This window comes from Marinobacterium sp. YM272 (genome assembly GCF_050908845.1).
Classification (GTDB): domain Bacteria; phylum Pseudomonadota; class Gammaproteobacteria; order Pseudomonadales; family Balneatricaceae; genus Marinobacterium_D.
Genome location: NZ_CP194171.1, coordinates 1003552 through 1028886, shown reverse-complemented (window position 1 = coordinate 1028886; position 25335 = coordinate 1003552). Strand labels below are relative to the sequence as shown.

Here is a 25335-nt window from a genome sequence, read left to right as displayed (position 1 = left end):
AAGAACCGTTGTAAGAACCGTTTTCCAAGAGAATTACTTAACCTGCAGCCCGGGTGGAGGGATGCCAGAAGGTCAGCTTGCGCTCCAGCAGCGCCAGCAGGCCGTAGCTGATAGAGCCCGCCAGAGCGGCAACCAGAATCGTGGCCCAGACCATATCCATGTTCATGCGCCCCACCTCGGTGGAGATGCGAAAGCCCATACCCACAATCGGCGTGCCGAAAAATTCGGCAACGATGGCACCGATCAGCGCCAGCGTGGAGTTGATTTTCAGGGCGTTGAAGATGAACGGCAGCGCCGCCGGCAGCTGTACATACCAGAGCGTCTGACGACGGTTACCCGCATAGGTGTGCAGCAGATTAAGGTGCAGGTTGTCGCTGGCGTGCAGCCCGGCCAGGGTATTCACCAGCATCGGGAAGAAGGTCATGATCACCACCACCGCCGCCTTGGACTGCCAGTCGAAGCCGAACCACATCACCATGATCGGTGCGATACCGACGATGGGGATCGACGACATGATATTGCCGATCGGCATCAGCCCCTTCTGCAAAAACGGGCTGCGGTCGATCAGCAGCGCAATTACAAAGCCGCTACCACAACCGATCAGCCAGCCGGCCAGCACCGCCTTAAGCCAGGTCTGGGCAAAATCCTTGGCCAGGGTTTCCAGCTCGGAAAAGAAGGTGATGCCGATGGTGCCTGGCGCCGGTAAGAGCACCGAAGGCACCGCGAAACCGGTGCAGATCAGCTGCCAGAGCACCAGCAGCAACACCGCAAACAGTGTTGGCACCGCCAGGTTCACGGCGCGCACCGCTGCTTTGGATTCCAGCCTGTCGCCCAGGGCGGTCAGCTGCTCCATGGCAAACCATCCGCCCAGCAGCATCAGAGGAATCAGCACCAGCCAGATCGGCTGACGACTGTAGGCACCGGGCTCACCGCCGGTTATCCAAAGGCTGAGAATCAGCGCCGCAGCGCCTGCTGCGATCAACACCAACCGGCTCATCGGCGTGCTCTGCGTATTAACAGTCATAGCGGAGGTCATGCGGCGATCCCCATACGTCGATTGATCTTGCGCTCCATCATGCCGACCAGTGCTACCAGCACGGCACCGAGCACCGCGGCGACCACCAAGGCGGCCCAGATCTGCACGGTCTGGCCGTAGTAGGAACCACTGAGCAGACGTGCACCGAGGCCGCCTTGGGCACCGGTAGGCAGCTCAGCGACGATGGCACCCACCAGCGAGGCGGCGATGGCGATCTTCAGACTGGCAAAGAGATAGGGCAGCGCCGTGGGCCAGCGCAGCTTCCAGAAGAACTCACCGGGCTTGGCGCTGTAGGTGGCCAGCAGCTCCATATGCAGTTTGTCCGGCGCCCTCAGCCCCTTCACCATGCCGATGGTGACCGGGAAGAAGGAGAGGTACATGGAGATGATCGCCTTGGGTACCAGGCCGGTGAAATTCAGCGCTCCCAGCACCACGATGATCATCGGTGCGATGGCGAGAATCGGAATCGTCTGCGAGGTGATCACCCAGGGCATCAGGCTGCGCTCCAGGGTGCGGTTATGCACAATGCCGATGGCCAACATGATGCCGAGCACCGCGCCCATCAGAAAGCCGAGCAGCGTGGACGACAGGGTGATACCGGTGTGATAAACCAGCGAACGCTTGGAGCTGATCCTGGTGTCGAAGATCGACTTGTACAGCTCCGCGGCGATCTGGTCCGGTGTCGGCAGCAGCGGCCGTTTCATCGAATAGGCATCGGCCAGCAGCTGACTGAAGTTCCAGTCGATATTGCGCCGCTCGTAGCCGTTGATCAGCAGATCGCTGTTGAGCCAGAGCGCGCCGACATACCAGAGTACCAGCAGCGCCAGCACCATCAACGTCAGCGCGGCGGCCTGACTTTTGTGAAGCGACTTGAACATCGGTGCGCCCCTGTCAGTTGATGCGGTGATCGTTGGCCAGTGCTTCACGCACTTCATGCGCCAGCGCGATAAATTCGTGGCTTTCCCGATCCTCAAGGGTGCGTTCGCGCGACAGCGGACTCTTAATGATCTTGGCGATCCGCCCCGGTCGCGGCGACATCACCACGATATGGGTCGACAACAGCACCGCCTCCGGGATCGAGTGGGTCACGAACACCACGGTTTTGCGGGTCTCACGCCAGATCTTCAGCAGCTCCAGGTTGAGGTGGTCGCGGGTGATCTCATCGAGAGCGCCGAACGGCTCATCCATCAGCAGCAGCTCCGGCTCAAAGCTCAGCGCACGGGCGATGGACGCCCGCTGCTGCATACCGCCGGAAAGCTGCCAGGGAAACTTCTTGTGGAAATCACCCAGGCCCACCAGCTCCAGGTACTTATCCACATGGCGCTGTTGCTGCTCCTTGCTCATGCCGAAGATCTCCAGCGGCACCTTGCAGTTCCCGGCGATGGTGCGCCAGGGAAACAGCCCCGGCGCCTGGAACACGTAACCGTAAAGACGGTTCAGGCGGGCATCCGCCGGCGAAGCGCCATCCACCTGAATCGAGCCTTGGGTCTGGCGTTCCAGATCGGCGATCACCCGCAGCAGCGTGGTCTTGCCGCAGCCCGACGGGCCGATAAAGGAGACGAAATCCCCGGCGTGAATATCCAGGTTAATGTGCGACAGGGCGTTCACCGGCCCATCGTTTGTCTCGAACACCAGCGACAGGTCATCAATGGCGATGATCTTGCGAGTTTCCGCCTGCATCTTTTCAGGGCTTGGGGATGGGGCGGCGTTTACAGTCATATCCATTCTCGGCTCCACTCCCAGCTCAGTCACGTTCCACGGCGGTAGGAGCGTTCACTTCGTTGAAGCGCTGCTGCGCCGAGAAGGCGGAGGCAAAAGCCGGACGCTTGATATAACGGCCCGCGCCCTCTTCCACGAACAGCTCGCCGTTGGCGTAAACCACCTTGCCCTGGCTGATGGTGTGGCTCGGTGCCCCGTTCACGGTGCGACCCTCGAAGATGTTGAAATCCACGTTCTGGTGATGGGTCTTGGCGGAGATGGTTTTGCTCAGGGCCGGATCCCAGATCACGATATCCGCGTCGGCGCCAACAGCGACGCGCCCCTTCTGCGGATAGAGGTTAAAGATCTGCGCCGCATTAGCGGAGGTCACGGCAACAAACTCGTTCATGGTAAGGCGGCCTGTATTCACGCCGGAATCCCACATGATCATCATCCGGTCCTCAACACCGGCCGTACCGTTGGGGATCATGGAGAAGTCGTCCTTGCCCATCGCCTTCTGATCGGCGCAGAAGCAGCAATGGTCGGTGGCGGTGGTCTGCAGCGTGCCGCCCTGCAGGCCCTTCCACAGTGCGGATTGATGCTCCTTGGGACGGAACGGCGGGCTCATCACGTGGGCCGCGGCAAAGTCCCAGTCATCGCTGCGGTAAACGCTGTCGTCCAGCTCCAGATGTCCGGCCAGCACTTCGCCGTATACGCGCTGACCTTCCTGACGGGCGCGGGAGATCTCACCCAGGGCTTCCTTGCAGGAGACATGCACCAGATAAAGAGGCACACCCAGGGTCTGGGCAAAACGGATGGCGCGGTTCGCGGCTTCGCCCTCCACTTCGCTCGGGCGCGACAGCGGATGGCCTTCCGGCCCGGTAATACCCTGCTCGGCCATTTTCTTCTGCAGGTGGTAAACCAGATCACCGTTCTCGGCGTGGACGGTGGGCATGGCGCCCAGCTCAAGGCAGCGGGTAAAGGAGTTCACCAGCGTTTCATCCTCACACATGATGGCGTTCTTATACGCCATAAAGTGCTTGAAGCTGTTGACCCCTTCCTCTTCGACCAGCACCTTCATCTCTTCGCTGACGGAGTCATCCCACCAGGTCACGGCCACATGGAAGGAGTAGTCGGATACGGAGCGGCTGGCCCATTCGCGCCAGGTACCGTAGGCCTCCAGCAGGCTCTGCTGGGGGCTGGGAATAACAAAGTCGATGATCATGGTGGTGCCGCCGGCAAGACCCGCCCGCGTACCGGTAAAGAAATCCTCGCTGGCAACGGTCCCCATAAACGGCAGCTGCATATGGGTATGGGGGTCTATACCGCCCGGCATCACATACTGACCGGCGGCGTCGATCACTTCCGCGCCCGCCGGCGCTTCCAGATCCGGGCCTACCGCCAGAATCTTGCCTTCGTCACACAGCACGTCCGCTTTCAGCGTCTGATCGGCATTGATAACGGTGCCGTTCTTGATGAGTAGAGCCATGACAATCCTCTGCGCAGCTAAATGTAGAAACTGCAGAGGCTATGCAATAGCTTGACCAACTGGACAAAAGATTAGTAGAGCAAGGGATCAAGCCATTGAAAATATAAGGGTATTTTGGTCATACAAAGCTGCTTACTCAGCAGCCATAGCTGACCGGGCAGTTAGAAAAGCGCAAGGTATCTGAGCAGATTCTGAGCGGGAGGAACCGTATTGGTGCACTTTTGACCAGTCGGTTAAAAAATGAAACAGCTTTCACACCATTTTGACGCCGCAGCCCTTCAGCACCAGCCTCGTCAGCAGCTCGATAGCGTTATCGAAATCATCATCGGTGAGCTCTTCACGGCCCAGCAACACCTTCATCTGCAAGGCAAAATCGGCGTAGGACTGGGTCGATGCCCAGAGGGTGAACATCAGGTGCTCGGGATTGACCGGGTCCATCCAGCCCTTGGCGATCCAGGCACGGAACACCGCCACCGTATCGTCAAACTGACGCTTCAGCGGGCCTTCCAGCTCTTCGCGTACATAGGGTGCACCATGCAGGATCTCGGCGGCGAAGATCTTGGAGGCATCGGGGAAATCGCGGGACTGACGCAGCTTACGCACTATATAGCCGCGCAGCGCCTCACGGGGATGGTCATCCACGTGCAGGTCATGCATCGCCTCCATCCACAGCTCCAGAATCCGCTTCAGCACCGCGCGGTAGAGGCCTTCCTTGGATTTGAAGTAGTAGAGCACGTTGGGCTTGGGCAGGCCTGCAGCCTCGGCAATAGAAGAGACCGTGGTGCCGGAAAAGCCGTTATCGGCGAACTGCTTCTCCGCCGCTTTGACTATCTGGTCAATGTTTTCCTGCCGGATTTCGGTCAACGGCCGGCGTGTTCGCCTGGCCGCTTTTTTCTTCTCGGTCATCTCTTTTCCACCCCATACAGCGACAGCCATGCCCGGGAATCGGCGCCCGCACCAGCCTCCAAGGTTGCACCAGTATGGTACCCAGACACAGAGTTAAGCGCCAACTGCGAACCAATCCAAGCTTTTATCCACAGTTTTTTCGTTTCGCCCTGACCTGCGCTGCAAATAGAAAGTCCTATTTTTTATCGGTGAATACTCTTTTTCATTCACAGACTTAGCATAAAAAACCAGCAACCGGAAAACCCACCTTCTGACCATGTGGTCAGAAGGTGGCACAGCCTCTGCATTACCGGATGACCGAATTACAACGAAGAAAGAGGCTGTCACAGCATGATCGAGCCACTCAAACATCTGGCAAACACCCCGGTGCAACCGGAAACGCTGGAGCTGAAGTTCTCCGACATAGCTCCCCCCCTGACAGAACGCCAGGCGGCACTGGAAAGCGCCCGCTGCCTGTACTGCTACGACGCACCCTGCGTTAACGCCTGCCCGAGCGATATCGATATTCCGGAGTTCATCCGCCAGATCGCCCAGGACAACGTCAACGGCGCGGCGAAAACGATCTGGAGCGAGAACATCCTCGGCGGTAGCTGCGCCCGCGTCTGCCCCACCGAGATTCTCTGCGAGCAGTCCTGCGTGCGTAACAAGAGCGATGAGTGTGCACCGGTTCTGATCGGCCAGCTGCAGCGTTACGCCACCGATAACGCCGACAAGTCCGCGCATCCGTTTGAGCGCGCCGAGTCCACCGGCAAACGGATCGCCATCGTCGGTGCAGGTCCTGCAGGTCTCAGCTGCGCCCACCGCCTTGCCATGCTCGGTCACGCTGTAGTGATCCACGAAGCCCAAGCGAAAAGTGGCGGCCTCAATGAATACGGTATCGCCAGCTACAAGATGACCGATGACTTCGCCCAGAAAGAGGTGGAGTTCCTGCTCGGTATCGGCGGTATCGAGATCATCTACAACAGCGCCCTGGGCCGGGAGATCTCCCTGTCGGCGCTGCAGTCAGACTTCGATGCGGTGTTCCTGGCTATTGGCCTGGGCTCCACCCGCACCCTGGCACTGGGCCATGAAGCAGCACCAGGCGTGATGACCGCCGTTGATTACATCCGCGAACTGCGCCAGAGCGATGACCTGACCGCGCTGCCAGTACCGGAAAACGCCATCGTTATCGGCGCCGGCAACACAGCCATCGATATGGCGGTGCAGATCAAACGCTTAGGAAGTGAGCAGGTTTACCTGGTCTACCGCCGTGGCGAAGAGGCGATGTCCGCCACCGGTCACGAACAGGCACTGGCGCGCGACGAAGGTGTGCAGATCCGCACCTGGGCGCGCCCGGCAGAGATCGAGCTTGATAACGAGGGCAAGGTTGCCGGTATGGGCTTTGTCCGCACCGCCGAGGATGACGGCAAGCTGGTCGACACCGACCGCAGCTTCAACCTGAAAGCGGAAGCGATCTTCAAGGCGATTGGCCAGACGCTTGTGAGCGACGAGCTTGACCCGGCCATCGAACTCAGCGGCGGCAAGCTGCTGGTCGACGAGAGTTTGCACACCACCCTGACCGGCGTTTATGCCGGCGGCGACTGCACCGGTATCGGGCAGGACCTCACCGTGGAAGCGGTGCAGCAGGGCAAGAAAGCAGCAGAATCTATCCATCAGGACCTGATGGCAGCAGGAGATAAATAATCATGGCTGACCTGAGTATCGAATTCGCGGGTATCAAGGCTCCCAACCCCTTCTGGCTGGCATCCGCTCCGCCCACCGACAAGCAGTACAACGTGGAACGCGCCTTTGAAGCCGGCTGGGGCGGCGTGGTGTGGAAAACCCTGGGTGAAGACCCGGCTGCGGTGAACGTATCCTCGCGCTACTCCGCCACCTACGACAGCAACGGCGATGTGGTGGGCTTTAACAACATCGAGCTGATCACCGACCGTCCGCTGGAGGTCAACCTGCGCGAGATCGAAGAGACCAAGCGCAACTGGCCCGACCGCGCCCTGATCGTCTCGCTGATGGTGCCCTGTGAAGAGGACGCCTGGAAACGGATCGTCAAACAGGTGGAGCAGACCGGCGCCGATGGCCTGGAACTGAACTTCGGCTGCCCCCACGGCATGCCGGAACGCGGTATGGGCGCGGCCGTCGGCCAGGTGCCGGAATATGTCGAGATGGTCACCCGCTGGTGCAAGCAGTACTCCAGCCTGCCGGTGATGGTGAAGATGACCCCCAACGTCACCGACGTGCGCCACCCGGCCCGCGCCGCCTTCCGTGGCGGTGCCGATGCGGTGTCGCTGATCAACACCGTCAACTCCATCACCGGTCTCGATCTGGATCGCATGGTGGCGCGTCCCATCGTCGGCAGACAGAGCACCCACGGCGGTATGTGCGGCCCGGCGGTGAAACCTATCGCCCTGAACATGCTGGCCGAGATCGCCCGTGACCCGGAAACCCACGACAAACGCCTTTGTGGTATCGGTGGCATCAGCAACTGGCGCGACGCCGCCGAGTTTATCGCCCTGGGTGCAGGTTCGGTGCAGGTGTGCACGGCAGCGATGTTGCATGGTTTCCGTATTGTCGAAGGGATGAAGGACGGTCTCTCCCGCTGGATGGATGAGAAGGGCTACGCCCGCATCGAGGATTTCCGCGGACTGGCGGTACCCAACACCACCGACTGGAAGTACCTGGATATGAACTACAAGTCGATCGCCCAGATCGACCAGGACAAGTGCATCAACTGCGGCCGCTGTCATATCGCCTGCGAAGATACCTCGCACCAGGCGATCAACAAACTGCTGCAGGCGGACGGCAGCAACATCTACACCGTCAACGATGACGAGTGCGTCGGCTGTAACCTCTGCGAGATCACCTGTCCGGTGGATCAGTGCATCACGATGGTGCCGCAGGAGACCGGCCTGCCCTACATGAACTGGACCCAGGACCCGCGTAACCCGTACCGGGAAGCCTAAAAGGAGGATTCAAGAATGTCAGTTGAGACACTTGTGAGCGAAGCAGGAACCAGCAGCGATATCGCCAACCTGAACATCAACGGCGAGCGCCTCTGGCAATCGCTGATGGATCTGGCCCAGCTTGGCGCCACGCCCAAGGGCGGCGTCTGCCGTCTGGCACTGACCGATCTGGACCGCGAAGGCCGCGACCTGTTCGTAAAATGGTGCGAAGAGGCCGGCTGCAGCATCACCATCGATGTAATCGGCAACATCTTCGCCCGCCGCCCCGGCAAGGATAACAGCCTGCCGCCGATCATGACCGGCAGCCATATCGACACCCAACCCACCGGCGGCAAGTTCGACGGCTGCTTCGGCGTTATGTCAGGCCTTGAGGTGATCCGCACCCTGAACGACCACAACATAGTCACCGAAGCGCCCATCGAGGTCGCCGTCTGGACCAACGAAGAGGGCTCCCGCTTCGCGCCCTGCATGATGGGCTCCGGCGTGTTTATCGGTAAGTTCGACCTGGAAGAGACCTACGCCATCGCCGATTACGAAGGCGCCAAGGTCGGCGACGAACTCAAGCGTATCGGCTACCTGGGCCAGCAGCAGGTCCCTGGCCACAAAGTGGGCGCTTACTTCGAGGCGCATATCGAACAGGGCCCGATCCTGGAAAACGAAGAGAAAACCATCGGCGTCGTTATCGGCTGTCTGGGCCAGAAATGGTTTGACCTGACCCTGAAGGGTGTCGAATCCCACGCCGGCCCCACCCCCATGAGCCTGCGCAAGGATGCCCTGCTGGGCGCAGCCGAAGTGATTCAGGCGGTCAACCGCATCGCCCTGGAACACCAGCCCTACGCCTGCGGTACCTGCGGCCATATCGAAGCCTACCCCGGCTCACGTAACGTTATCCCCGGTGAGGTACTGGTCAGCATCGACTTCCGCCACCTGGAGGAAGACCAACTGGCGCATATGATCAACGAACTCGATAAAGTGCTGGAGAAACTGAAAACCGAAAACGGCCTGGAGCTGGAACTCAAGCCCACCGCCAACTTCCCTGCGCTCTACTTCCACGACGACTGCGTCAACGCCGTGCGCACCGGCGCCCAGCGCTTGGGCGTTCCGCACATGGATATCGTCAGCGGCGCCGGCCACGACGCGATCTTTATGGCCGAAGTCTGCCCGGCGGGGATGATCTTCGTACCCTGTGAGGATGGCATCAGCCATAACGAGATTGAGAATGCGGATCCGGAGGATCTGGCGGTTGGGTGCAATGTGTTGTTACATGCGATGCTTGAAAGGTCTGGCGTCTGCTGAGGCTGTTTTCCTTTAGCCGGTGGGATTAGCGTCGATCGGCTGGTCTCTCAGCTACTGTGCCAGTAGTTGGCTCAGGTTGCGCCTGAAGGCGCGTTAAGGGATTTCACGGAAAATCCCTTAACAATCCCTGTCCGCCCCTGCAGCTTGGCCCGCTTCGCGGGCTTCCCTGTGCTTCTCGTCTGAAAGAGCGGGACGGGAAACTCGGCTTCGCCTCAAACAGCCCGTCCCTTTTTCTCTTTCAGCCTGCGATGCTCGGCTGCGCTGAAGGGGATTAGGCTGCAGTTAGTTGGTTCTAGATTGATTTCGAAAATCGATACTTTGCCCTGCCTTCCTTCCTATCTCGATATATCGAAGGATACGGAACTATAAAATAATCTTAGTGAGAATATTCGCGAAAAAGCTAAATGTCTTTTTCAGCTAGCTCGTTTTGAATTGCATCTATCGCTGACCTGATCCTCGCTAAAGCCTCATAATGTAGTGGTCAACTAATCCCGGACACGGTTTTAAGTTTTTCTTCCGCCGCCACCGGACTGATGCCGCCATTGGCACGATGTGGCCGCTGGCGGTTGTAGTAATCCATCAGATACCGACCCATATCCATTTTGGCGACCATTAGCGAGGAATAACCGGTTTCTGGCACCCATTCCGTTTTCAGGCTGCGGAACAACCTCTCCATCGGCGAGTTGTCCCAGCAATTTCCACGACGGCTCATGCTTTGCTCCATGCGGTAGCGCCAAAGCCGCTGGCGGAACTTCAGACTGGTGTACTGACATCCCTGATCCGAATGGAACATGATGCCTTCAGGGTGCCCACGCCGGTTCCAGGCGTCATCCAACGCCTTGATGACTAGACTCGCGTCGGCTGTCGTGGAGACTGCCCAGCCAACAACTTTGCGGGCGTACAGATCCAGAACGACGGCTAGATAAGACCACTGAGATCCTGTCCAAATGTAGGTGATGTCACCGCACCAGACTTGGTTAGGGTGTAACACATCAAATTCACGGTTCAGCCGGTTGGGTATGTCCACATGCTCAATGGTCGTCCGTTTGTATTTATGGCGGCCTGGCTGCTTACACACTAAGCCGGACTCTTTCATCAGGCGACGGACTAAATAGCGGCCGGCAACGATCCCTTCTGAAGCCAGAAAGTCACAGATACCCCGGCTTCCCAGCGCGCCACGGCTGAGCTTGAAAGCACGGTTTACGTGGGCTTTAAGCTCAAGGCGTTGCGGCTTGATACGCCGCTTTGCCTTCCTGTAGTCATAATAACTGGAACGTTTGATACCAAATGCCTGACAGACCAGATCAACAGGCTTTAACTCTCTCAAACGGTCTATCAGCGCATACGTTTGAACTCGTCTGACATTAAGAGAGCGGAAGCCTTTTTTAATATGTCCTTTTCTTGCTCCAGGCGTTTAACCCTGGCTTCCAGTTCCTGGATGCGCTTCTGCTCGGGCGTCATAGCTTTGCTGGCGGGCGTTTCCCCGTCACGTTCGGCACGTAACTGATCCACCCACCGACGCAGTGCGGTATCACCGATACCAAGTGACCGGCAGGCCTCAACGATGGAATAGCCCTGATCCAGTACAAGACTGGCGGCTTCCAGCTTGAACTCGGGCGTGAAGGAACGACGTTGTTTTTTCATTGAACACCTCTTGGGTGGCAAGGTTACCACCTATCTGGGTGTCCGGAATCATTGAACCACTACATAATGAACCTTTTTAAGCATTGGGCAATAGTTGGCAAGCTGCTTCTGAGTCTGCCTATACATACTATCGTTATCCGTGCGAGGTGAAGCTGCTTTTCGTTTAGCTGCATCATCATATCTTTGTACCAACATATTATTGTGTTGATAACTATCAATCAGCCCTTTCCCGGCAGAATAAGCAGTAATAATTTTATCTCGCAGGTTTCCATTTCTGACTAGGCCTATCGTGGTTGCATTTGAGTCAAAAATCGAAAAATAGCTGCTATATAACGGGAAATAAAAATTGAATGGCTCAGACTCTGGGTGCTTATCGAGCTCGTCACCGATTGACTCCATGTACTGCTTCGATACTGCTTTCAGTTCACTTTTCAAGGCTTCCAAAAGAGATGTCTCTGAATTCAAAGCCTGCTGTTTCAACAAGGACTGTTGATGCTCAAACGACCTACGAGCCTGCATCAATGTGGCTATACCTCCGACGATAGCACCGATTATGACCGCGGAGAAATTGATGGCTACCCCCATCCAATCAACACCCTCACTAGGCATTGATTGGATGTCTACTTGCAAATTAGAAACTGCCTGAGCAGCCTTACTTACAGTTTCAGCAGCAGGAACTACTGCAAGCGCTTGGCTAGCGACACTGGTTACTTGGATTGCTTGGCTCGCAACGGCTTGGAACTCATCCATAAAGCCTATATCCCTTAATGTAAGAACTTGGGGTCAAAGCAAGATATCAATTTTCAGATTACACCAGAACCATCTAACCGCACCCTAATCCCCTTCAGCGCTGCCGAGCATCGCAGGCTGAAAGAGGAATAAGGGACGGGCTGTTTGAGCCGCGAAGCGGTGAGTTTCCCGTCCCGCTCTTTCAGGCGAGAAGCACAGGGTAATCGGTGTAGCCGATCAAGCTGTCGGGGCGGCTTAGGATTGTTAAGGATCTTGGCCGTCCAAGATCCTTGACTCGCCAGCAGGCGAAAGGTGCGCTAAGCCCGTGCTCCCCAGCACAAACCCACCACCAAATAGACAAACAAAAAAACGAGCCTCACAACCAAGCAAGACCCGCTTCACTGCCAAGTAAGGCTAATTACTTAGCCGGAAAAATCCCCTTCTCAATAACCCCATGTACCCCCCAGTTACCATCCACAACCTGGGTCACGCCGAAGTCGGCGGCCACCGACATCAGGGAGATCGCTTCATCTTCACTGAGGCCCTTGGTGGTCATCAGGAAGGTGCGCATTTTACGGAAGGCATCACGCATCGCCTTGTCGATGGAAGACTGGGAGTAGATATCGCTCTGCGCGCTCTCGCCCAGTTCCTCCAGGTAGTTGGCGTAGCTGAAGCCGTGAACCACGTACTCGGTATCGGTTTCCAGCAGCGGGAAGTCCAGGCCTTCCATCACGGTGTCGGCCAGGTCCTCTTTCTTATGCAGGATCACCTGCACCACACCGGTGTAGGAGGTTTCGATGGCGGTACCGGCCAGCTCTGAATCGCCCTGTGCGGCATGCGGATCGCCGGCACTGAGCAGCGCGCCTTCGACGGCAATTGGGTAGTACATGGTGCCGCCCTTGCCGATACGCCAGTTGTCGATGTTGCCGCCAAAGTAACCGGGCGGCACGGTATCGACGAAGTCAGCCTCGGCCGGTGCCACGCCCATGGTGCCGAAGTGCGGGCGCACCGGAATACGCACGCCTTCCAGCACGTTCATATCCTTCTCGATGGTGCTGTGATCCACCGGTACACCGGGGTAATCGATGGTTTCATGCAGCACGCCGTCCGGGTCGGTCTGGGGCACCCAGTTATATTTATACACAGCCTGAGCCCAGTTGGTTTCGCCGGTGGCATCCATCTCATAAATGGTGATCACCTCACGCGGCTTGGGCTCTTCGATCAGGTCGCCGTAATGGAAACCCCACCAGGCCGCAGCATTACTGCCGAAGGTTTTGCCTGCGTATTCCGGATTCTGTGAGGGACGAGGCGTCATATCCAGAATCTTCACCTCCAGAATATCGCCCGGCTCAGCTCCACAGACATAGATCGGCCCGGTAAGCACATGCACACCAAAGCCTTCACCGGCGCCACGTCCGAGAATGGACGCATCCACCGGCCCAGCACCACGTCGGTTAACGCCCTTGTCGCCCTTCTCCCACTTGAACACGCTTTCCGCGCCAGCATCGCCTTCGATCATGCGCGAGGCATCATCGTTGGCGTGGTGGGTGAGGGTTTCGATGGTGACGAAATCACCGGACTGCACCGCGATCTGCGGCTCTATTTCCTTACTGAAATAGCCCCAGTGTACCGTGTCACTGTTGGCGGCAAGCAGGTGATGTGTCGGGACGCCCGACGGGGATTCACATTCGATAGCGAGAGCAGGTGCACTGATACTTAACGCAAGAGCTGACAGGGTCAGGTTTTTAACCACCTTTCCCTTCTGATGAGTTGAAGCCGGTTGAATCTTCCTCATTCCTCGTACCTCCGTAGTTAACTGGCGAAAAGGTGCAAGCAGCATGCATGCCATGGAGAGGTACAAACGACGGGATACAAATAACCCAATAAAACAAACGCTTAGCTGAAATTAAAAACTGACAACCCGGTCATCCGAGCAAAAACGGCTTTTCACGCCCGTATCCAAGCGTTCTGTACAAGAAACGACCAAATATAGTGCGAAAGAAATCGTTAATCGCTCGACTATCAGAAACCAGTCCAATGCACCAACTGGCCCTCTTCAACGCTGAACACAGCAATCCTCGTTTCTGGACCTGGGTCGAGTACTATTCTTTCACTATGCAATCCCAGTAGACCTGGGTCACCAAACCATTCTAAAACAGCGCACCGGAGCTTCCGCCGGATACTCATTCCGGCTCACCTACTCTGTATCGCTATCATTCTGTTCTCTGGGCCAGAAATCATAAAACCGTTCTAATACCAAGACACCAAGCAATATTAGCGGCATATTTATTAGATAGTTATGATCGGGCAAGATTTTAAATAACGTCTGCAGGTTGCAGCGAATATCTTCTGTAATTCTACCGTAATCTATCCTAACGCTGAATTTATAAACTGGATTTACTGGCGGCCTTATCTAACTGGACTACTCTCAATAACATTATGGGTTTAAAGCTATCGGGTATCGCCCACTGCTTCTCGAAATGATCAGGCTTGGCTCAACGGATGGGTAATGACTGATATCTCTATAAATACTTTTATATCAGCAGGTTATCCATCCAACTACTCCAGCCGCTTCACATAAAACGGGATCCCATAGATGCGATGGTTATTAATTACAAGGAGAAGTAGTCATGAAGAAATCTATTGTAGTAATTATGTCGCCATTAATACTCAGTAATGCTTTCGCTGATGACAATATGCCGAAAAGCATGAGTGAAGTCAGTGGCAAAGTCCCTTTTTTAACATTAACGGCTGAAGAGGCTTACACCGCTAACGCCAAAATACATCCCTTTATTAATTCATCTCTGGACCGGCCTACTACCTATGACGGTGGTTTTTTCGAGCTAAACCATGAGTATCCATCCGAGATTAAAAAGCCCACCGAACCCTATCCATGGAAAGCGGTAACCAAGGGTAAAGAGATAACCAAAGCCAACGCTTACGACTATGTAATGGCGTTAAAAGCGTACGTCGCTGATGACATGCGGGCGTTAATCTTTGATCGAAACAATCCCAATAACAGCGACTGGTATCAATCTATCTGGCTGGGCACAGAGCGTGAGCCTATCCACGGAATGTACGTTGGTTCCGGCTTTCCTGCACATGCCCTAACCGACCAGAATCTGGATCTGACCACCTACGTTTACACGCTTTACGATAAAACCGCCGCCAAAACACTGGGTGATATATGGGGAGTTGATCTGAAGTCGGCCATGAACCCGACCCTGTCCGAGAAGACAACCCAGTACGCAGAAGGCAGCGTGATCGTAAAATTCTCTTTTGTCACACCCTGTGGCTCAGACTGGTCACCGATGGAAAACACCGCCATATGGCAGATCTATGCACCGGTAAACATCAGTAACGGGACCGCCAAGTCAGCCGACTCAACCTGCAAAAACCGGGGAGCGGAAGGAGATGGCAGCACACCCGTGTTAACCAATGTCTATCTGATGCAGTTCGATATTATCGTCAAAGACACTCAGGCAGCACCGGATACGGGCTGGGTTTTCTCTACTCTTGTTTATGATAAAGATGCGAAAGGCAGCGATGCCTGGGACAGGATGGTCCCCCTGGGCGCAACCTGGGGTGGAGACCCGGATGTGATTAACGTAGAACCCTCGGCCCTCACGCCACCAGCCAGTGTTAACCCAAAGCTGCAGGAAAACTGGATCAACGAAGAGACGCCGGCATACGCGCGTTCAACCCTGGGATGGGATGGCCGCCTGTCCGGGCCTAATGATGGAGCCGTAGTCACCCCCGCCTGGGCTGCCGGAAAGTATTACCACAAGGGCCTTTCGAGTGCGGGATGTCTGGCTTGTCACAGCAGTGCGCAGTATCCGATGACCGCGTTCCTGCTACCTTCAACCACTTACCCTCCCCAAACACAAAAAGCACCGCTATCCAGTGATCCCAGTTCAGCATCCCTGGTATTGGCTGAGCCGGGTAGTGATTTATGGATGCAGTGGTTCCAAAGCAGGTCAGGCTCTACGCCCATGGGTCCGAAAGACAAAGATGGAAATGAACCGATCGCTTTAGACTATGACATGGTGACCGCATTTAAAGCGATTCCAATGTGGCAGGCTGCCGTTAAAGCGGCATCAAACTAGCCGAATACCTCTGCTGACAGTACTCTTCCCGCCATTTAGTGGAACTCTTTACCCAACGATGTTCGGCTATCCACTAAAGCGCGGGGAGGTCGGCGACCGCTCTGCCAACGCCTGTTCTCTGCGACAATCCCCATTGGCGTACTATTCTTCACCTATGACAACCGCAGCGCAGCAAGCCAGCAGATCATGCCCAAAACAGCCATCAGGATCCTCCGCCTGATCCTTATCCTGCTCGCCCTACCGGGTATTTTCGTCACCCTGTATGCCGGTGCGGTGGCCGTAAGCCTCCTGTGGACCGAGTTCTTTCCCGCCCCCAACGATATCGGTCACGGTATGGCGATGCTCGGCTTATTGCCCATGATTGCCTGGTCAGTGTTGGGGGTTATTTATCTATCTGTACTGCGCATGCTGTGGGTAGGCATAGGGAAAAAATCGAAACCGGATAAATGGGGTCTCTAAATCTCCCGGCAGGTGCTGTTGGCATAACCGCTAGCCGCCTGCCTTATCCCCGGTTGCTGCTTGGGGTATCCATACCTCCGCAGAAGCAGAAAACGCTCGGCAGCCTGGCTGCCGGCAACGGCTCTGCCCCTTCCCCAGCAGCCCCACAGCTTCCTTTCAGGATTCCAGGGTGAATGTTGGCTACCCGGGGCCCTCTTCCTATCCTTGGGTATAGGCCAGGCGTGACTTGTTGAGCGGGTTAAGCATGCGCCGCAACGAAAAAGGAGGATAAATGATGTTTAACAAAGATGATTTTATCCAGGATTGCATAAAGGCCGTGGCCGAGGGACAGGAAGCGGTGCGTGAGCTTGTTGCAGAAGCCGTTTCCGACAGTTCACGAGTGATATCGGAGCTCGGTGAGCCTGAGCATGCCGGCATTGCACCGCTCTACCGCTCGCCCGAGCTCACCATCATCAACTTTACCTGGGCTCCGTGTATGAGTTTGATGCCTCACAATCATCAGATGTTTGCCGTGATCGGTATCTATTCGGGCCGGGAAGACAATATTTTTTGGCGCCGCACGGACGCGAGCATCGAGGCATTCGGGGCTAAGTCTCTTGGCGCTCACGAGGTCGTCACGCTCGACCATTCGATGATCCATTCGGTGCTTAATCCCATTGGCAAGATGACCAGTGCCATTCATGTCTACGGCGGAGACTTTTTTGCCCCCGATATCCCCAGGAGTGGCTGGGACCATGAAACACTGGCCGAGCAGCCATGGGATATAGAACAGGTCAAAACGCTGTTCCGGGAAGCCGATGAACGCTTCAGCCTGTATGCAAAAAGTCAGCGTTAAACATCCCCTGTCGGGGTACAATTTTGCCTATTCAAATCCTGGGCTATGCCCCCTTTTATTGCACGGTCAGTCATAAGCCAATGAGTCGGTCACAAGCGCCCAACTACCTCAGCTGCTACAGCCCCGATATCCAGCAACAGGCGCAGTCCCTGCTGGATAACGAGAAAACCGGCCCCTGGCTGCTGAAGAAATATCCACAGGCCCATGAACTTGGCTCGGAGAAGGCGCTGTATGACTACGCCCAGGGCATCAAGAACGAGTACATGCGCAGCTCATCGCCGATCAGCAAGGTGATCTACGACGACAAGATTCACGTCATCAACAATGCGCTGGGCACGCACACTTACGTTTCTCGGGTGCAGGGCAAGAAGCTGAAAGCGAAAAACGAGATCCGGGTATCGTCCCTGTTCCGAAGGGTGCCGGAGCCGCTGCTGCGGATGATCCTGGTCCATGAACTGGCACACCTGCGCGAGAAGGAGCACAACAAGGCGTTCTACAAGCTCTGTAGCTATATGGAACCGGATTACCATCAGCTGGAGTTCGATCTACGGCTGTATCTCTGTCATCGCGACCGTTTTGGGGAGTTGTGGGGTTGACCGAGTAATACTCTGTGTTACCCTGAGATCTAAATTCAGTACATAATTCACATCTGGTAACGGATTACCAATGTATGGATTTAGTCTTTAAGGAAACCAGCATTTTTACCACTCAGGTTAAAGCGCTGTTAAGTGATGATGAATATAAGAGCTTCCAAGAACTTCTTCTGGGGAGACCTGATGTAGGGCCAGTTATCAGAGATACCGGGGGATGCAGAAAGATCCGTTGGGCTGCAAACAACAATGGCGGCAAAAGCGGAGGCATCCGGGTTATCTACTACTGGATCAAGAACGATAACCAGATATTTCTGCTCCTGGCCTACGAAAAATCCAAGCAGGACAACCTGACAGCTAAACAGAAAGCTGTACTCAAACATCTGGTCAAAAACGAATTGCAGACAGAGGAGAGTTGAGAATGGATGATTCAATGTTTGACGCTCTCTGTGAGAGTGTCAAAGAAGCCGGAGCCATTCGCCGAGGCGAGAAAAAAGCGAGTCGCGAGACCAGATTCTCTGCACTGGATGTGAAATCGATTCGCGAAAGCACTGGACGTACCCAGGAGGCTTTCGCTCAGATGATCGGAGTTCCTCTTTCGACTTTGCGCAGTTGGGAACAGGGAAAACGTGCACCGACCGGACCGGCAAGAGCCCTGCTGACTATGTTCAAAACAGATCCAGAGCAAGCCGCAAAGCTGTTGCACGTAGCCTGAAATACAGGCTACGAAGAACTCCAACGATAACGCTTGGGGTCACTTAATCCTCCCCTTCCATTCCCGCCTTTAACCGCTCACGCCGCTTCTCCTCATCGCGCAGTATCTGCTGGATCTCGGCCATCACCGAGTCCACATCGGCGCTGTGGGTGTCCTCTTCCACCAAGCCGGTCAGTTCGGTCTCCAGTGTCAGATCGCCCGCTTCAAACAGGTGCCACATCTCGGCGGCGTAGCGGGTTTCCATCAGCTCTTCGGCGTACTGGGCGTAGTAGCGGGTCATGTTATCCACATCCCGCTCCAGCATGGCTCGGGCGTTGTTGTTGGCCGCCGCATCCACCGCCTGGGGCAGGTCGATAATCACCGGGCCGTAGTCGTCCACCAGCACATTGAATTCCGACAGGTCGCCGTGGACCAGACCTGCGCAGAGCATCCGTTTGACGTACTCCATCACCATCAGATGATCTTCACGCGCTTGCTCGGCTGACATGCCCACATCGTTCAGGCGCGGCGCCACCCTGCCCTCATCATCGGTGACCAGCTCCATCAGTAGCACGCCATCAAAGCAGCCATAGGGTTCGGGCACACGCACACCCGTCGCGGCCAGCCGGTAGAGCGCATCAACCTCGGCATTCTGCCAGGTTTCTTCGGTCTCTTTACGCCCAAAGCGCGAGCCCTTCTCCATGGCGCGGGCACGGCGGGAGTTACGCACCTTGCGACCTTCCTGGTAGAGCGCGGCCTTCTTGAAGCTGCGCTTTTCCGCATCCTTGTAAACCTTGGCGCAGCGCACATCGTCACCGCAGCGGACCACGTAAACCGAGGCTTCTTTGCCGCTCATCAGCGGCCGCAGCACCTCGTCGATCAGGCCATCCTCTAACAGCGGGATAAGGCGTTTTGGGGTTTTCATGGCACTCCTGTGTGATGGCAGTCTTCGGCTGTCCCCTCTCTGATCGCCGATTAGATGGCACCAGTCTGAAAGGGTGTTTCAGGAAGAGTATGTCGCCACGCCGATCTCTTCAAATGAACACTGCTCCATCATCTGATTTATCGGTGGCTGCAGGGTTGCACTTTTCTCACCAAAAAAAGCCGATTCGTGTTGGATTGGTTCGCTCTTCGCAACAGCGGTGTTGCAGAGTTTCGAATTGATTATTGACCGCCGATTCGAAAAAATATCAACACTTGTTGATTTAAATTCTTTCCGCGTTATTTGTATCCATGACCCGTACCCATGACCGATAGCCAGAAACCTGACGCACCGCGCAGACGCGGCCGGCGCAGCAGCCAGGATATCTCCGGCCGCGAAGCGCTGATCCACGCCGCGATTCGCGCCTTTGCCCAACGCGGTTATGAGGGTGCGAGCCTGCGCATGATCGCCCGTGAGGCTGAGGTCGATGTGGCGCTCTGTGCCCGGCTATTCGGCAACAAGGAGCAGCTTTGGCAGGCGGTTATCGATCATCTGGCGGAGAATTTCGAATCACATTACGCCCAGCGGCTTGCCGAACTTGAGACACTCAGTGAGCACTCGGCACGACAGGCGATAGAGGGCTTTATCCGCCTCTATGCGGATATCTGCATGGCAACACCGGCGTTTACCGCTTTTCTGCTGCAGGAGTCCAACGCCCACTCTGAACGTCTGGAGATTATCGTTGAGAAGCTGACCCGACCGCTGCTGCTGCCAGCCCATCGCATAGTACGCAAGGCACAGGCGGCAGGCGTGGTAGCTGCCCGGGAACCCGAGCTGTTCGTGCGGATGCTGACCTCGGCGCTAGCTTTACCGATGACCACACCGACGCTGTTGCCGGCACACACCCGCAGCGCCAGCAATCTTGAACAACGCATTGTCGACGAAGCGCTGAGTATTTTTCTGCTGCCCGAATCCGGCAACCCGCCGGCATAAGCAGCCAGGTCCCTGGCTCTGTAGCGGGCTTTACACCCGACTTTTACAAGATTTACAAACTATGAACTTAGCACTTAATAGACCCATTTCAGGGACTAGCGGCCGCCTGTTGTTGGCCGGTCTGGCTGTGGCTTTCGCGCTGGCAGGCTGCGCCTCACCGAAGGGAATTCATCCCCAGGCGGCGCTGACACAGCCCGAGGCCGTCGAGGGTGTCAGCCATCCAGCCGCAAACAGCGATAACTGGCCCAGTATCCGCTGGTGGCAGAGTTTTGCCGACCCTCAGCTCGACAAGCTGGTGGAGCAGGCGATGCTGGACAACCCGACCCTGGAAGCCGCCGCCGCTCGTATCCGTCGTGCCCAGGCCCAGGCCGGCCGGACCCTGTCGCCGTCGGCGCCACAGTTGAATGCCAATATCAACGCCAACATTCACGGCTGGCCCACCGACGACCATTACGGCTCGGGCACCCTGGCCGGAACCGAAACCTGGGATAACAGCGCAATGCTGGGCTTCAGCTACGAGCTTGACCTGTTCGGTCGCCAGCAGGACCGCAAGCAGCGCGCCCAGCGGGATGTGGCCGTCAGCGAAGCCAGCGCCCGCGTGGTACAGCTGGACCTTACCGCCAACCTGATCCGCACTTATATCGCCTACGCGCTGAACTACGCCCAGCTTGATGTGCAGAAGTCACGCCTGGCGCAGCAGCACCAGATCGTCGATCTGACCCAGAAGCAGCTCAGTGCCGGCATAGGTACCCGTTACGACCTGCAGCAGGCACGCGCCCAACTGCCGGTGACCCAGCGCCGCATTCGTGCCCTGGAAGAGGCGATCGAGCTCAACCGCAATACACTGGTGACCCTGGCCGCTCAGCCGTTAAGTGAAGCTGGCAAGCTGGTGCGTCCTACCCTGCTGCTGAACCGTCAGTTGAGCCTGCCCAGCGATCTGCCGCTGGAGCTGATCGGCCGCCGTCCGGACCTGGTGCTGAGCCGCTGGCAGATCGCCTCCCAGGCCAGCGCCGTGGATATGGCGCGCACCGACTTCTATCCCAACATCAACCTGGTGGCGAGCCTGGGCCAGGTACTGACCAACGGCGCCCTGACCGACTGGACCGATGCCGAACGTCGCACCTTTAGCGCAGGGCCGGCCCTGTCACTGCCGATCTTCGATGGCGGCGCCCGTCGTGCCCGGCTCGGTATCGCCGCGGCCGAATATGACGAGGCGGTGCAGCAGTACAACAACACTCTGAGGCACGCCCTGCAGGAGGTCAGCGACCAGTTGATCCGCCAGCGTTCGGCCAAGGATCAGTCAGAACTGGCCGACCTGGCGGTACAGCAGGCAGAACAGGTGTACGACACGGCGGAAAAAGCGTTTCAGCGCGGTCTGACCGACTACCTGCATGTACTGGATGCCCAGACGCGGCTGCTCGACCAGCGTATCGCCCGTGAGCAGATCCATGCACAGCTGCTGCGGGTGCAGGCAGACCTGGCACTGTCACTGGGCGGCGGCGTGCAGTTCATGGCGCAACCAGACAACGAACAGCTGACACCTGAGCGTGTTCCGGTCAGCGCTGAGGTCAGCACGCCATGAGCACGCTAAGCCGGGACCTATTCAACCTCGATGCCCACCGCAGCGCCTTTCTCAACTGGCGGTTGGGCAGCGGCAGTGGCTGGCTATACGTCGGCAAAGTGCTGCTGGCAATGACGTTGGCCTACTACGCCTCGATGATATTGGAGCTTCAGCACACCCGTTCGGCGGCACTGACCGTGTTGATCGTCATGCAGCCCGAAGCGGGCCAGGTGCTGACCAAAAGCATCTTCCGCTTTATCGGTACGGTTTTTGGCCTGATCGCCATGCTGACGCTGGTGGCGCTGTTTCACCAGCAGCCACAGATGTTCATCCTCGGCACGGCGCTCTGGTGTGGCATCTGTGTCGCCGGTGCCGTTCACTATCGCGATATGCGCGCCTACTCTTTTCTGCTGGCGGGCTATACGGTCGGAATGATCGGTGTGCCGGCGGCGATTTCACCGGATGCCGCCGTCTCGCTGGCCGTGGGCCGCATGCTGGCGGTAGGCCTCGGGATCATCTGCGGCGGCATCGTCAGTGCCACGATTTTTCCGATGCAGACAGCCCACTCCATGCGTAACCAGCTGGCCAGCCGTATCAGCCGTCTATGCGGTTTTGCCCGCGCATCACTGCTCGGCGAAATCCACCGCAACGAGCGTAATGCCCGGGGCCGGGCGCTGGCTGCTGAAAGCGTCTCTATCGAAGCACTGAGACAGGCGGCTACCGTCGAGAATCTGCAGTTGAAGCAGAAAAACCCGCTGCTGAAATCGCTCAACCGCCAGTACATGGCACTAGGTACACGGCTGCACTCCATAGGCCGTCTGCTGGAGCAGCTGCGCGAGGATGCGGCAGAAAGCGAAACCTACGCCCTAATCGTTAAACAGGCAGAGCCGCTGGCGGAACCGCTGCTGGAACTGCTGGCTCGTCTGGAGAAGACCCCACCCCAGCCTCGGGATGCGGCGGCGTTACTACGCGAGTTCGACCTGATCGAGGCAGCGATCAAACAGACTATTCGTGAAACCCGCAGCGCACTTCGAGCAGAGGTAAGCGATAAGAAGGCGATGGAACGCTTCGATACCCTGGCCGAGCTGCTGGTGCGATTCAGCGGTCAGCTGCACACCTATTTGACGGACTACAGCCAGCTGGATGATGAGAAAGCAGCGCCGGTCAACGAGCAGAAAAGCCGGTTTCATGCTCACACCAACCCGCTCTATGCGGCCACCACGGGGGCACGGACCTTTCTGGTGATTCTCACCGTCGCCTGGTTCTGGATCAGCACCGGCTGGGAGAGCGGCACCATGGCGATCCAGAGTGCGATCATCGCATCGGTACTGACCTCAACGGTGCCCAATCCGAACCGCATGGCCCAATCCATGGCTCACGGCGCCATTGTCGGCTCCCTGATGGGCTTTATCATCAGCTTTTTCATGCTGCCCTACGTGGACGGCTTTCCACTCATGATGGCGGCTATTGCTCCAGTATTCATCCTGGGCACCTGGCTGAGCCTGACTCCCCGCTGGGCGGGTCTGGGCTTCGGTTCAGTGGTCGTGTTCTGCTTTGTCGCGTCACCCGACAACCCGGCCACATTCCTGCCACAGCAGTTCGCCAACCAGTCGCTCTCCACTGTTATCGGCTTCCTGATGTCGGCGGTTCTGCTGGCCCTGCTGTTCCCACCCAGCGGTCGGTGGCTGCACCGCGTCATGCTGCGCGATATGCGTGAACTGGCCGTAAAAGCGATTACCGCGCCACTGCCGGGCCTGGCCGCGCAGCTGGATAGCCGCAGCAGGGATCTGCTCAACCAGACCTACAACATCTCTGGCGGCCAACCGCAGCAACAGCAGACGGCGCTGGAGTGGTGCTGCCATATCCAGGAAGTGGGCCATGCGGTGATCGAGCTGCGCACCCTGCTGCGCTCTGAAGCACTTAAGGAAACAGACCCCGATACTCCCTGGCGCCAGACGCTGGATCAGATGGGACGGGCGCTGAGCCGGTTGTACCTCAAGCCTGGCGAACGCAATTTCGAACGTGCTCTCACGCAGGTTGAGCACTCCATAGAGCAGCTGCGCAGGGTGCTGGAACCGGAGCACGAGCATTTCTCCGATTCACCGCGACGCCAGCTACTGAGTTTTCTGCATTTTATCCAGGTCTCGCTGCTCGACCGGGAGGGTCCATTTGGCACCTACCTGAATCGCAGCGGTAACCAAGAATTACCACAAGGAGTCGCCCATGCCGCGTGAGATCGCCTTTTACGGCTTCTATTTTCCGACCCTCACCGTGCTGTTTATCACCGCACTGCTGATTACCTGGGGTGTGGATCGCATCCTTGCCGGCACCGGCCTTTACCGCTGGGCCTGGCATCCCACCCTGTTACGTCTTGCCATTTATGTCGGCATCAGCTGCGCGCTGACGCTGCCTGTTTATCGCTGAGGTCCACCTATGACTCTGAAAAAACTCTACAGCACCGTTTTTACCCTGGTGATCGTGCTCGCCGCACTGCTGATGGTGCGCCTGCTCTGGCTTCACTATATGAACGATCCCTGGACCCGCGACGCCCGTGTCCGCGCCGATGTAATCAATATCGCCCCGGACGTAACCGGCGCCGTCGTCACATTGAATGTGGAAGACAACCAGCGAGTGAAGAAAGGCGACCTGCTGCTGCAGATCGATCCGGCCCGTTATGAGCTGGAGGTGAAACGCGCAAAGGCCCAGGTGGAAGCCCAGGAAGCGATGCTCTCGCTGCGTACCGATGAGGCACGCCGCCGCGCCGACGCCGATGCCCTGGTGGTTTCCCGCGAGAGCCGCGACCAGGCGGAACGCGCCGCGCAGACCGCCAAGGCGGAACTGGACCAGGCCCGCGCCCAGCTTGACGCCGCACAGCTCGATCTTGAGCGTACCCAGGTGTTCGCGCCTGAAGATGGCTACATCACCAACCTCAATGTTCACGCCGGTGACTACGTGCACGCCGGCCAGGCCTCACTGGCACTGATCGATGAGCACTCATTCTGGGTCTACGGCTACTTCGAAGAGACCAAGCTGCCGCTGGTCAAACCTGGCGCCAGCGTGGATATCACCCTGATGAGCGGCATGAAGATGCAAGGTCAGGTAGAGAGCATCGCCCGCGGTATCTATGACGCGGACAACCCCCAGAGTAACGAACTCACCGCCAACGTCAGCCCCACCTTCGACTGGGTCCGCCTGGCCCGCCGTATCCCGGTACGCATCAGCATCGACGAGATCCCGGAAGGCGAAACCCTCACCGCCGGTACCAGCTGCACCGTGGTACTGACCGGTGTGGATACACGGAAATGGTGGCAGATTTTCTGAGCTGAAAGCGCCAGCTCAGGCTCAATGGAATCCCGGCCTGGTGCCGGGATTTTTATTGCCGGTGTCCATCAAGTTGCTTGGGATGACATCTTCAGCAGT

At 57.2% G+C, this 25335-nt stretch carries 23 protein-coding genes; 14 read left to right on the top strand and 9 right to left on the bottom strand.

What is annotated here, in order from left to right; genetic code table 11:
• Positions 1 to 37: 37 nt before the first annotated feature.
• The 5 genes from ACQUQP_RS04825 to ACQUQP_RS04805 form a co-directional block, all read right to left on the bottom strand.
• Positions 38 to 1036 (bottom strand): ABC transporter permease, encoded by a 999-nt coding sequence (locus ACQUQP_RS04825; protein ID WP_432697677.1) that lies wholly within the window; start codon positions 1034 to 1036, stop codon positions 38 to 40.
• A complete protein-coding gene (locus ACQUQP_RS04820; protein WP_432697676.1) occupies positions 1033 to 1914 on the bottom strand; it encodes an ABC transporter permease in 882 nt (293 codons plus the stop codon). The genes ACQUQP_RS04825 and ACQUQP_RS04820 overlap by 4 nt, the downstream gene beginning before the upstream one ends.
• A gap of 13 nt (positions 1915 to 1927) precedes the next feature.
• Positions 1928 to 2761, bottom strand: a complete 834-nt coding sequence (locus tag ACQUQP_RS04815; protein ID WP_432697675.1) for an ABC transporter ATP-binding protein — start codon at positions 2759 to 2761, stop codon at positions 1928 to 1930.
• A gap of 19 nt (positions 2762 to 2780) precedes the next feature.
• Positions 2781 to 4223, bottom strand: coding sequence for a dihydropyrimidinase (gene hydA / locus ACQUQP_RS04810; RefSeq protein WP_432697674.1), 1443 nt, complete (start codon positions 4221 to 4223; stop codon positions 2781 to 2783).
• Positions 4224 to 4475: 252 nt separating this feature from the next.
• On the bottom strand, positions 4476 to 5129 hold the full coding sequence (locus tag ACQUQP_RS04805; RefSeq protein ID WP_432697673.1) for a TetR/AcrR family transcriptional regulator: 654 nt from the start codon (positions 5127 to 5129) through the stop codon (positions 4476 to 4478).
• Positions 5130 to 5459: 330 nt separating this feature from the next.
• Between ACQUQP_RS04805 and ACQUQP_RS04800 the strand changes: the two genes are divergently transcribed.
• The 3 genes from ACQUQP_RS04800 to ACQUQP_RS04790 are packed head-to-tail and all read left to right on the top strand — an operon-like array spanning position 5460 to position 9382.
• Complete coding sequence (locus ACQUQP_RS04800; RefSeq protein WP_432697672.1) at positions 5460 to 6812, top strand: NAD(P)-dependent oxidoreductase; 1353 nt, start codon at positions 5460 to 5462, stop codon at positions 6810 to 6812.
• Between the two features lie 2 nt (positions 6813 to 6814).
• Complete coding sequence (preA, locus tag ACQUQP_RS04795; RefSeq protein WP_432697671.1) at positions 6815 to 8086, top strand: NAD-dependent dihydropyrimidine dehydrogenase subunit PreA; 1272 nt, start codon at positions 6815 to 6817, stop codon at positions 8084 to 8086.
• A 15-nt stretch (positions 8087 to 8101) separates the two neighbouring features.
• Positions 8102 to 9382, top strand: a complete 1281-nt coding sequence (locus tag ACQUQP_RS04790) for a Zn-dependent hydrolase (RefSeq protein ID WP_432697670.1) — start codon at positions 8102 to 8104, stop codon at positions 9380 to 9382.
• Positions 9383 to 9863: 481 nt separating this feature from the next.
• On the opposite strand, the gene ACQUQP_RS04785 is transcribed toward ACQUQP_RS04790, so the two are convergent.
• From ACQUQP_RS04785 to ACQUQP_RS04775, 3 genes are all read right to left on the bottom strand, one after another.
• Positions 9864 to 11026 (bottom strand): IS3 family transposase gene (locus tag ACQUQP_RS04785; protein ID WP_432695585.1). Its coding sequence is split into 2 segments (ribosomal slippage): positions 9864 to 10771 and positions 10771 to 11026, totalling 1164 coding nucleotides; the frame shifts between segments, so codons are not numbered across the junction.
• Positions 11027 to 11074: 48 nt separating this feature from the next.
• Positions 11075 to 11776 carry a hypothetical protein gene (locus ACQUQP_RS04780; protein ID WP_432697669.1) on the bottom strand — a complete coding sequence of 234 codons (702 nt, stop codon included), beginning with the start codon at positions 11774 to 11776 and terminating at the stop codon, positions 11075 to 11077.
• A 397-nt stretch (positions 11777 to 12173) separates the two neighbouring features.
• A complete protein-coding gene (locus ACQUQP_RS04775) occupies positions 12174 to 13550 on the bottom strand; it encodes an acetamidase/formamidase family protein (protein ID WP_432697668.1) in 1377 nt (458 codons plus the stop codon).
• An 835-nt stretch (positions 13551 to 14385) separates the two neighbouring features.
• On the opposite strand from ACQUQP_RS04775, the gene ACQUQP_RS04770 reads away from it, so the two are divergent.
• From ACQUQP_RS04770 to nadS, 6 genes are all read left to right on the top strand, one after another.
• Positions 14386 to 15861, top strand: coding sequence for a hypothetical protein (locus tag ACQUQP_RS04770; RefSeq protein WP_432697667.1), 1476 nt, complete (start codon positions 14386 to 14388; stop codon positions 15859 to 15861).
• A gap of 186 nt (positions 15862 to 16047) precedes the next feature.
• Positions 16048 to 16320, top strand: coding sequence for a hypothetical protein (locus ACQUQP_RS04765; RefSeq protein ID WP_432697666.1), 273 nt, complete (start codon positions 16048 to 16050; stop codon positions 16318 to 16320).
• A 271-nt stretch (positions 16321 to 16591) separates the two neighbouring features.
• A complete protein-coding gene (locus ACQUQP_RS04760; protein WP_432697665.1) occupies positions 16592 to 17155 on the top strand; it encodes a hypothetical protein in 564 nt (187 codons plus the stop codon).
• Positions 17156 to 17235: 80 nt separating this feature from the next.
• Positions 17236 to 17751, top strand: a complete 516-nt coding sequence (locus ACQUQP_RS04755) for a M48 metallopeptidase family protein (RefSeq protein WP_432697664.1) — start codon at positions 17236 to 17238, stop codon at positions 17749 to 17751.
• Between the two features lie 74 nt (positions 17752 to 17825).
• Entirely contained in the window at positions 17826 to 18164 is a 339-nt protein-coding gene (locus tag ACQUQP_RS04750; RefSeq protein ID WP_432697663.1) for a type II toxin-antitoxin system RelE/ParE family toxin, read from the top strand.
• A 2-nt stretch (positions 18165 to 18166) separates the two neighbouring features.
• Complete coding sequence (gene nadS, locus ACQUQP_RS04745; RefSeq protein ID WP_432697662.1) at positions 18167 to 18460, top strand: NadS family protein; 294 nt, start codon at positions 18167 to 18169, stop codon at positions 18458 to 18460.
• 43 nt (positions 18461 to 18503) lie between these two features.
• On the opposite strand, the gene ACQUQP_RS04740 is transcribed toward nadS, so the two are convergent.
• A complete protein-coding gene (locus tag ACQUQP_RS04740) occupies positions 18504 to 19364 on the bottom strand; it encodes a PA4780 family RIO1-like protein kinase (protein WP_432697661.1) in 861 nt (286 codons plus the stop codon).
• Between the two features lie 321 nt (positions 19365 to 19685).
• On the opposite strand from ACQUQP_RS04740, the gene ACQUQP_RS04735 reads away from it, so the two are divergent.
• From ACQUQP_RS04735 to ACQUQP_RS04715, 5 genes are all read left to right on the top strand, one after another.
• Positions 19686 to 20354, top strand: coding sequence for a TetR/AcrR family transcriptional regulator (locus ACQUQP_RS04735; protein ID WP_432697660.1), 669 nt, complete (start codon positions 19686 to 19688; stop codon positions 20352 to 20354).
• Positions 20355 to 20415: 61 nt separating this feature from the next.
• Complete coding sequence (locus ACQUQP_RS04730; RefSeq protein WP_432697659.1) at positions 20416 to 21936, top strand: efflux transporter outer membrane subunit; 1521 nt, start codon at positions 20416 to 20418, stop codon at positions 21934 to 21936.
• Positions 21933 to 24149: an FUSC family protein gene (locus tag ACQUQP_RS04725; protein ID WP_432697658.1), complete on the top strand. Its 2217-nt coding sequence runs from the start codon at positions 21933 to 21935 to the stop codon at positions 24147 to 24149. Before ACQUQP_RS04730 ends, ACQUQP_RS04725 begins: the two co-directional genes overlap by 4 nt.
• The gene (locus tag ACQUQP_RS04720; protein ID WP_432697657.1) at positions 24139 to 24339 is read left to right on the top strand and encodes a DUF1656 domain-containing protein; all 201 of its coding nucleotides are present in this window, start codon (positions 24139 to 24141) and stop codon (positions 24337 to 24339) included. Before ACQUQP_RS04725 ends, ACQUQP_RS04720 begins: the two co-directional genes overlap by 11 nt.
• Positions 24340 to 24348: 9 nt before the next feature.
• Positions 24349 to 25236, top strand: coding sequence for an efflux RND transporter periplasmic adaptor subunit (locus ACQUQP_RS04715; protein WP_432697656.1), 888 nt, complete (start codon positions 24349 to 24351; stop codon positions 25234 to 25236).
• The last annotated feature ends 99 nt before the right edge of the window (positions 25237 to 25335 follow it).

Bases quoted from the DNA above. Each gene is read 5' to 3' on its own strand.
- ACQUQP_RS04805 (WP_432697673.1), bottom strand. From the start codon at position 5,129: ATGACCGAGAAGAAAAAAGCGGCCAGGCGAACACGCCGGCCGTTGACC.
- ACQUQP_RS04720 (WP_432697657.1), top strand. From the start codon at position 24,139: ATGCCGCGTGAGATCGCCTTTTACGGCTTCTATTTTCCGACCCTCACC.
- ACQUQP_RS04820 (WP_432697676.1), bottom strand. From the start codon at position 1,914: ATGTTCAAGTCGCTTCACAAAAGTCAGGCCGCCGCGCTGACGTTGATG.
- ACQUQP_RS04760 (WP_432697665.1), top strand. From the start codon at position 16,592: ATGATGTTTAACAAAGATGATTTTATCCAGGATTGCATAAAGGCCGTG.
- nadS (WP_432697662.1), top strand. From the start codon at position 18,167: ATGGATGATTCAATGTTTGACGCTCTCTGTGAGAGTGTCAAAGAAGCC.
- ACQUQP_RS04815 (WP_432697675.1), bottom strand. From the start codon at position 2,761: ATGGATATGACTGTAAACGCCGCCCCATCCCCAAGCCCTGAAAAGATG.
- ACQUQP_RS04730 (WP_432697659.1), top strand. From the start codon at position 20,416: ATGAACTTAGCACTTAATAGACCCATTTCAGGGACTAGCGGCCGCCTG.
- ACQUQP_RS04780 (WP_432697669.1), bottom strand. From the start codon at position 11,776: ATGGATGAGTTCCAAGCCGTTGCGAGCCAAGCAATCCAAGTAACCAGT.
- ACQUQP_RS04790 (WP_432697670.1), top strand. From the start codon at position 8,102: ATGTCAGTTGAGACACTTGTGAGCGAAGCAGGAACCAGCAGCGATATC.
- ACQUQP_RS04825 (WP_432697677.1), bottom strand. From the start codon at position 1,036: ATGACCTCCGCTATGACTGTTAATACGCAGAGCACGCCGATGAGCCGG.
- ACQUQP_RS04750 (WP_432697663.1), top strand. From the start codon at position 17,826: ATGGATTTAGTCTTTAAGGAAACCAGCATTTTTACCACTCAGGTTAAA.
- ACQUQP_RS04800 (WP_432697672.1), top strand. From the start codon at position 5,460: ATGATCGAGCCACTCAAACATCTGGCAAACACCCCGGTGCAACCGGAA.
- ACQUQP_RS04755 (WP_432697664.1), top strand. From the start codon at position 17,236: ATGAGTCGGTCACAAGCGCCCAACTACCTCAGCTGCTACAGCCCCGAT.
- ACQUQP_RS04775 (WP_432697668.1), bottom strand. From the start codon at position 13,550: ATGAGGAAGATTCAACCGGCTTCAACTCATCAGAAGGGAAAGGTGGTT.
- preA (WP_432697671.1), top strand. From the start codon at position 6,815: ATGGCTGACCTGAGTATCGAATTCGCGGGTATCAAGGCTCCCAACCCC.
- ACQUQP_RS04715 (WP_432697656.1), top strand. From the start codon at position 24,349: ATGACTCTGAAAAAACTCTACAGCACCGTTTTTACCCTGGTGATCGTG.
- hydA (WP_432697674.1), bottom strand. From the start codon at position 4,223: ATGGCTCTACTCATCAAGAACGGCACCGTTATCAATGCCGATCAGACG.
- ACQUQP_RS04735 (WP_432697660.1), top strand. From the start codon at position 19,686: ATGACCGATAGCCAGAAACCTGACGCACCGCGCAGACGCGGCCGGCGC.
- ACQUQP_RS04770 (WP_432697667.1), top strand. From the start codon at position 14,386: ATGAAGAAATCTATTGTAGTAATTATGTCGCCATTAATACTCAGTAAT.
- ACQUQP_RS04740 (WP_432697661.1), bottom strand. From the start codon at position 19,364: ATGAAAACCCCAAAACGCCTTATCCCGCTGTTAGAGGATGGCCTGATC.
- ACQUQP_RS04725 (WP_432697658.1), top strand. From the start codon at position 21,933: ATGAGCACGCTAAGCCGGGACCTATTCAACCTCGATGCCCACCGCAGC.
- ACQUQP_RS04765 (WP_432697666.1), top strand. From the start codon at position 16,048: ATGCCCAAAACAGCCATCAGGATCCTCCGCCTGATCCTTATCCTGCTC.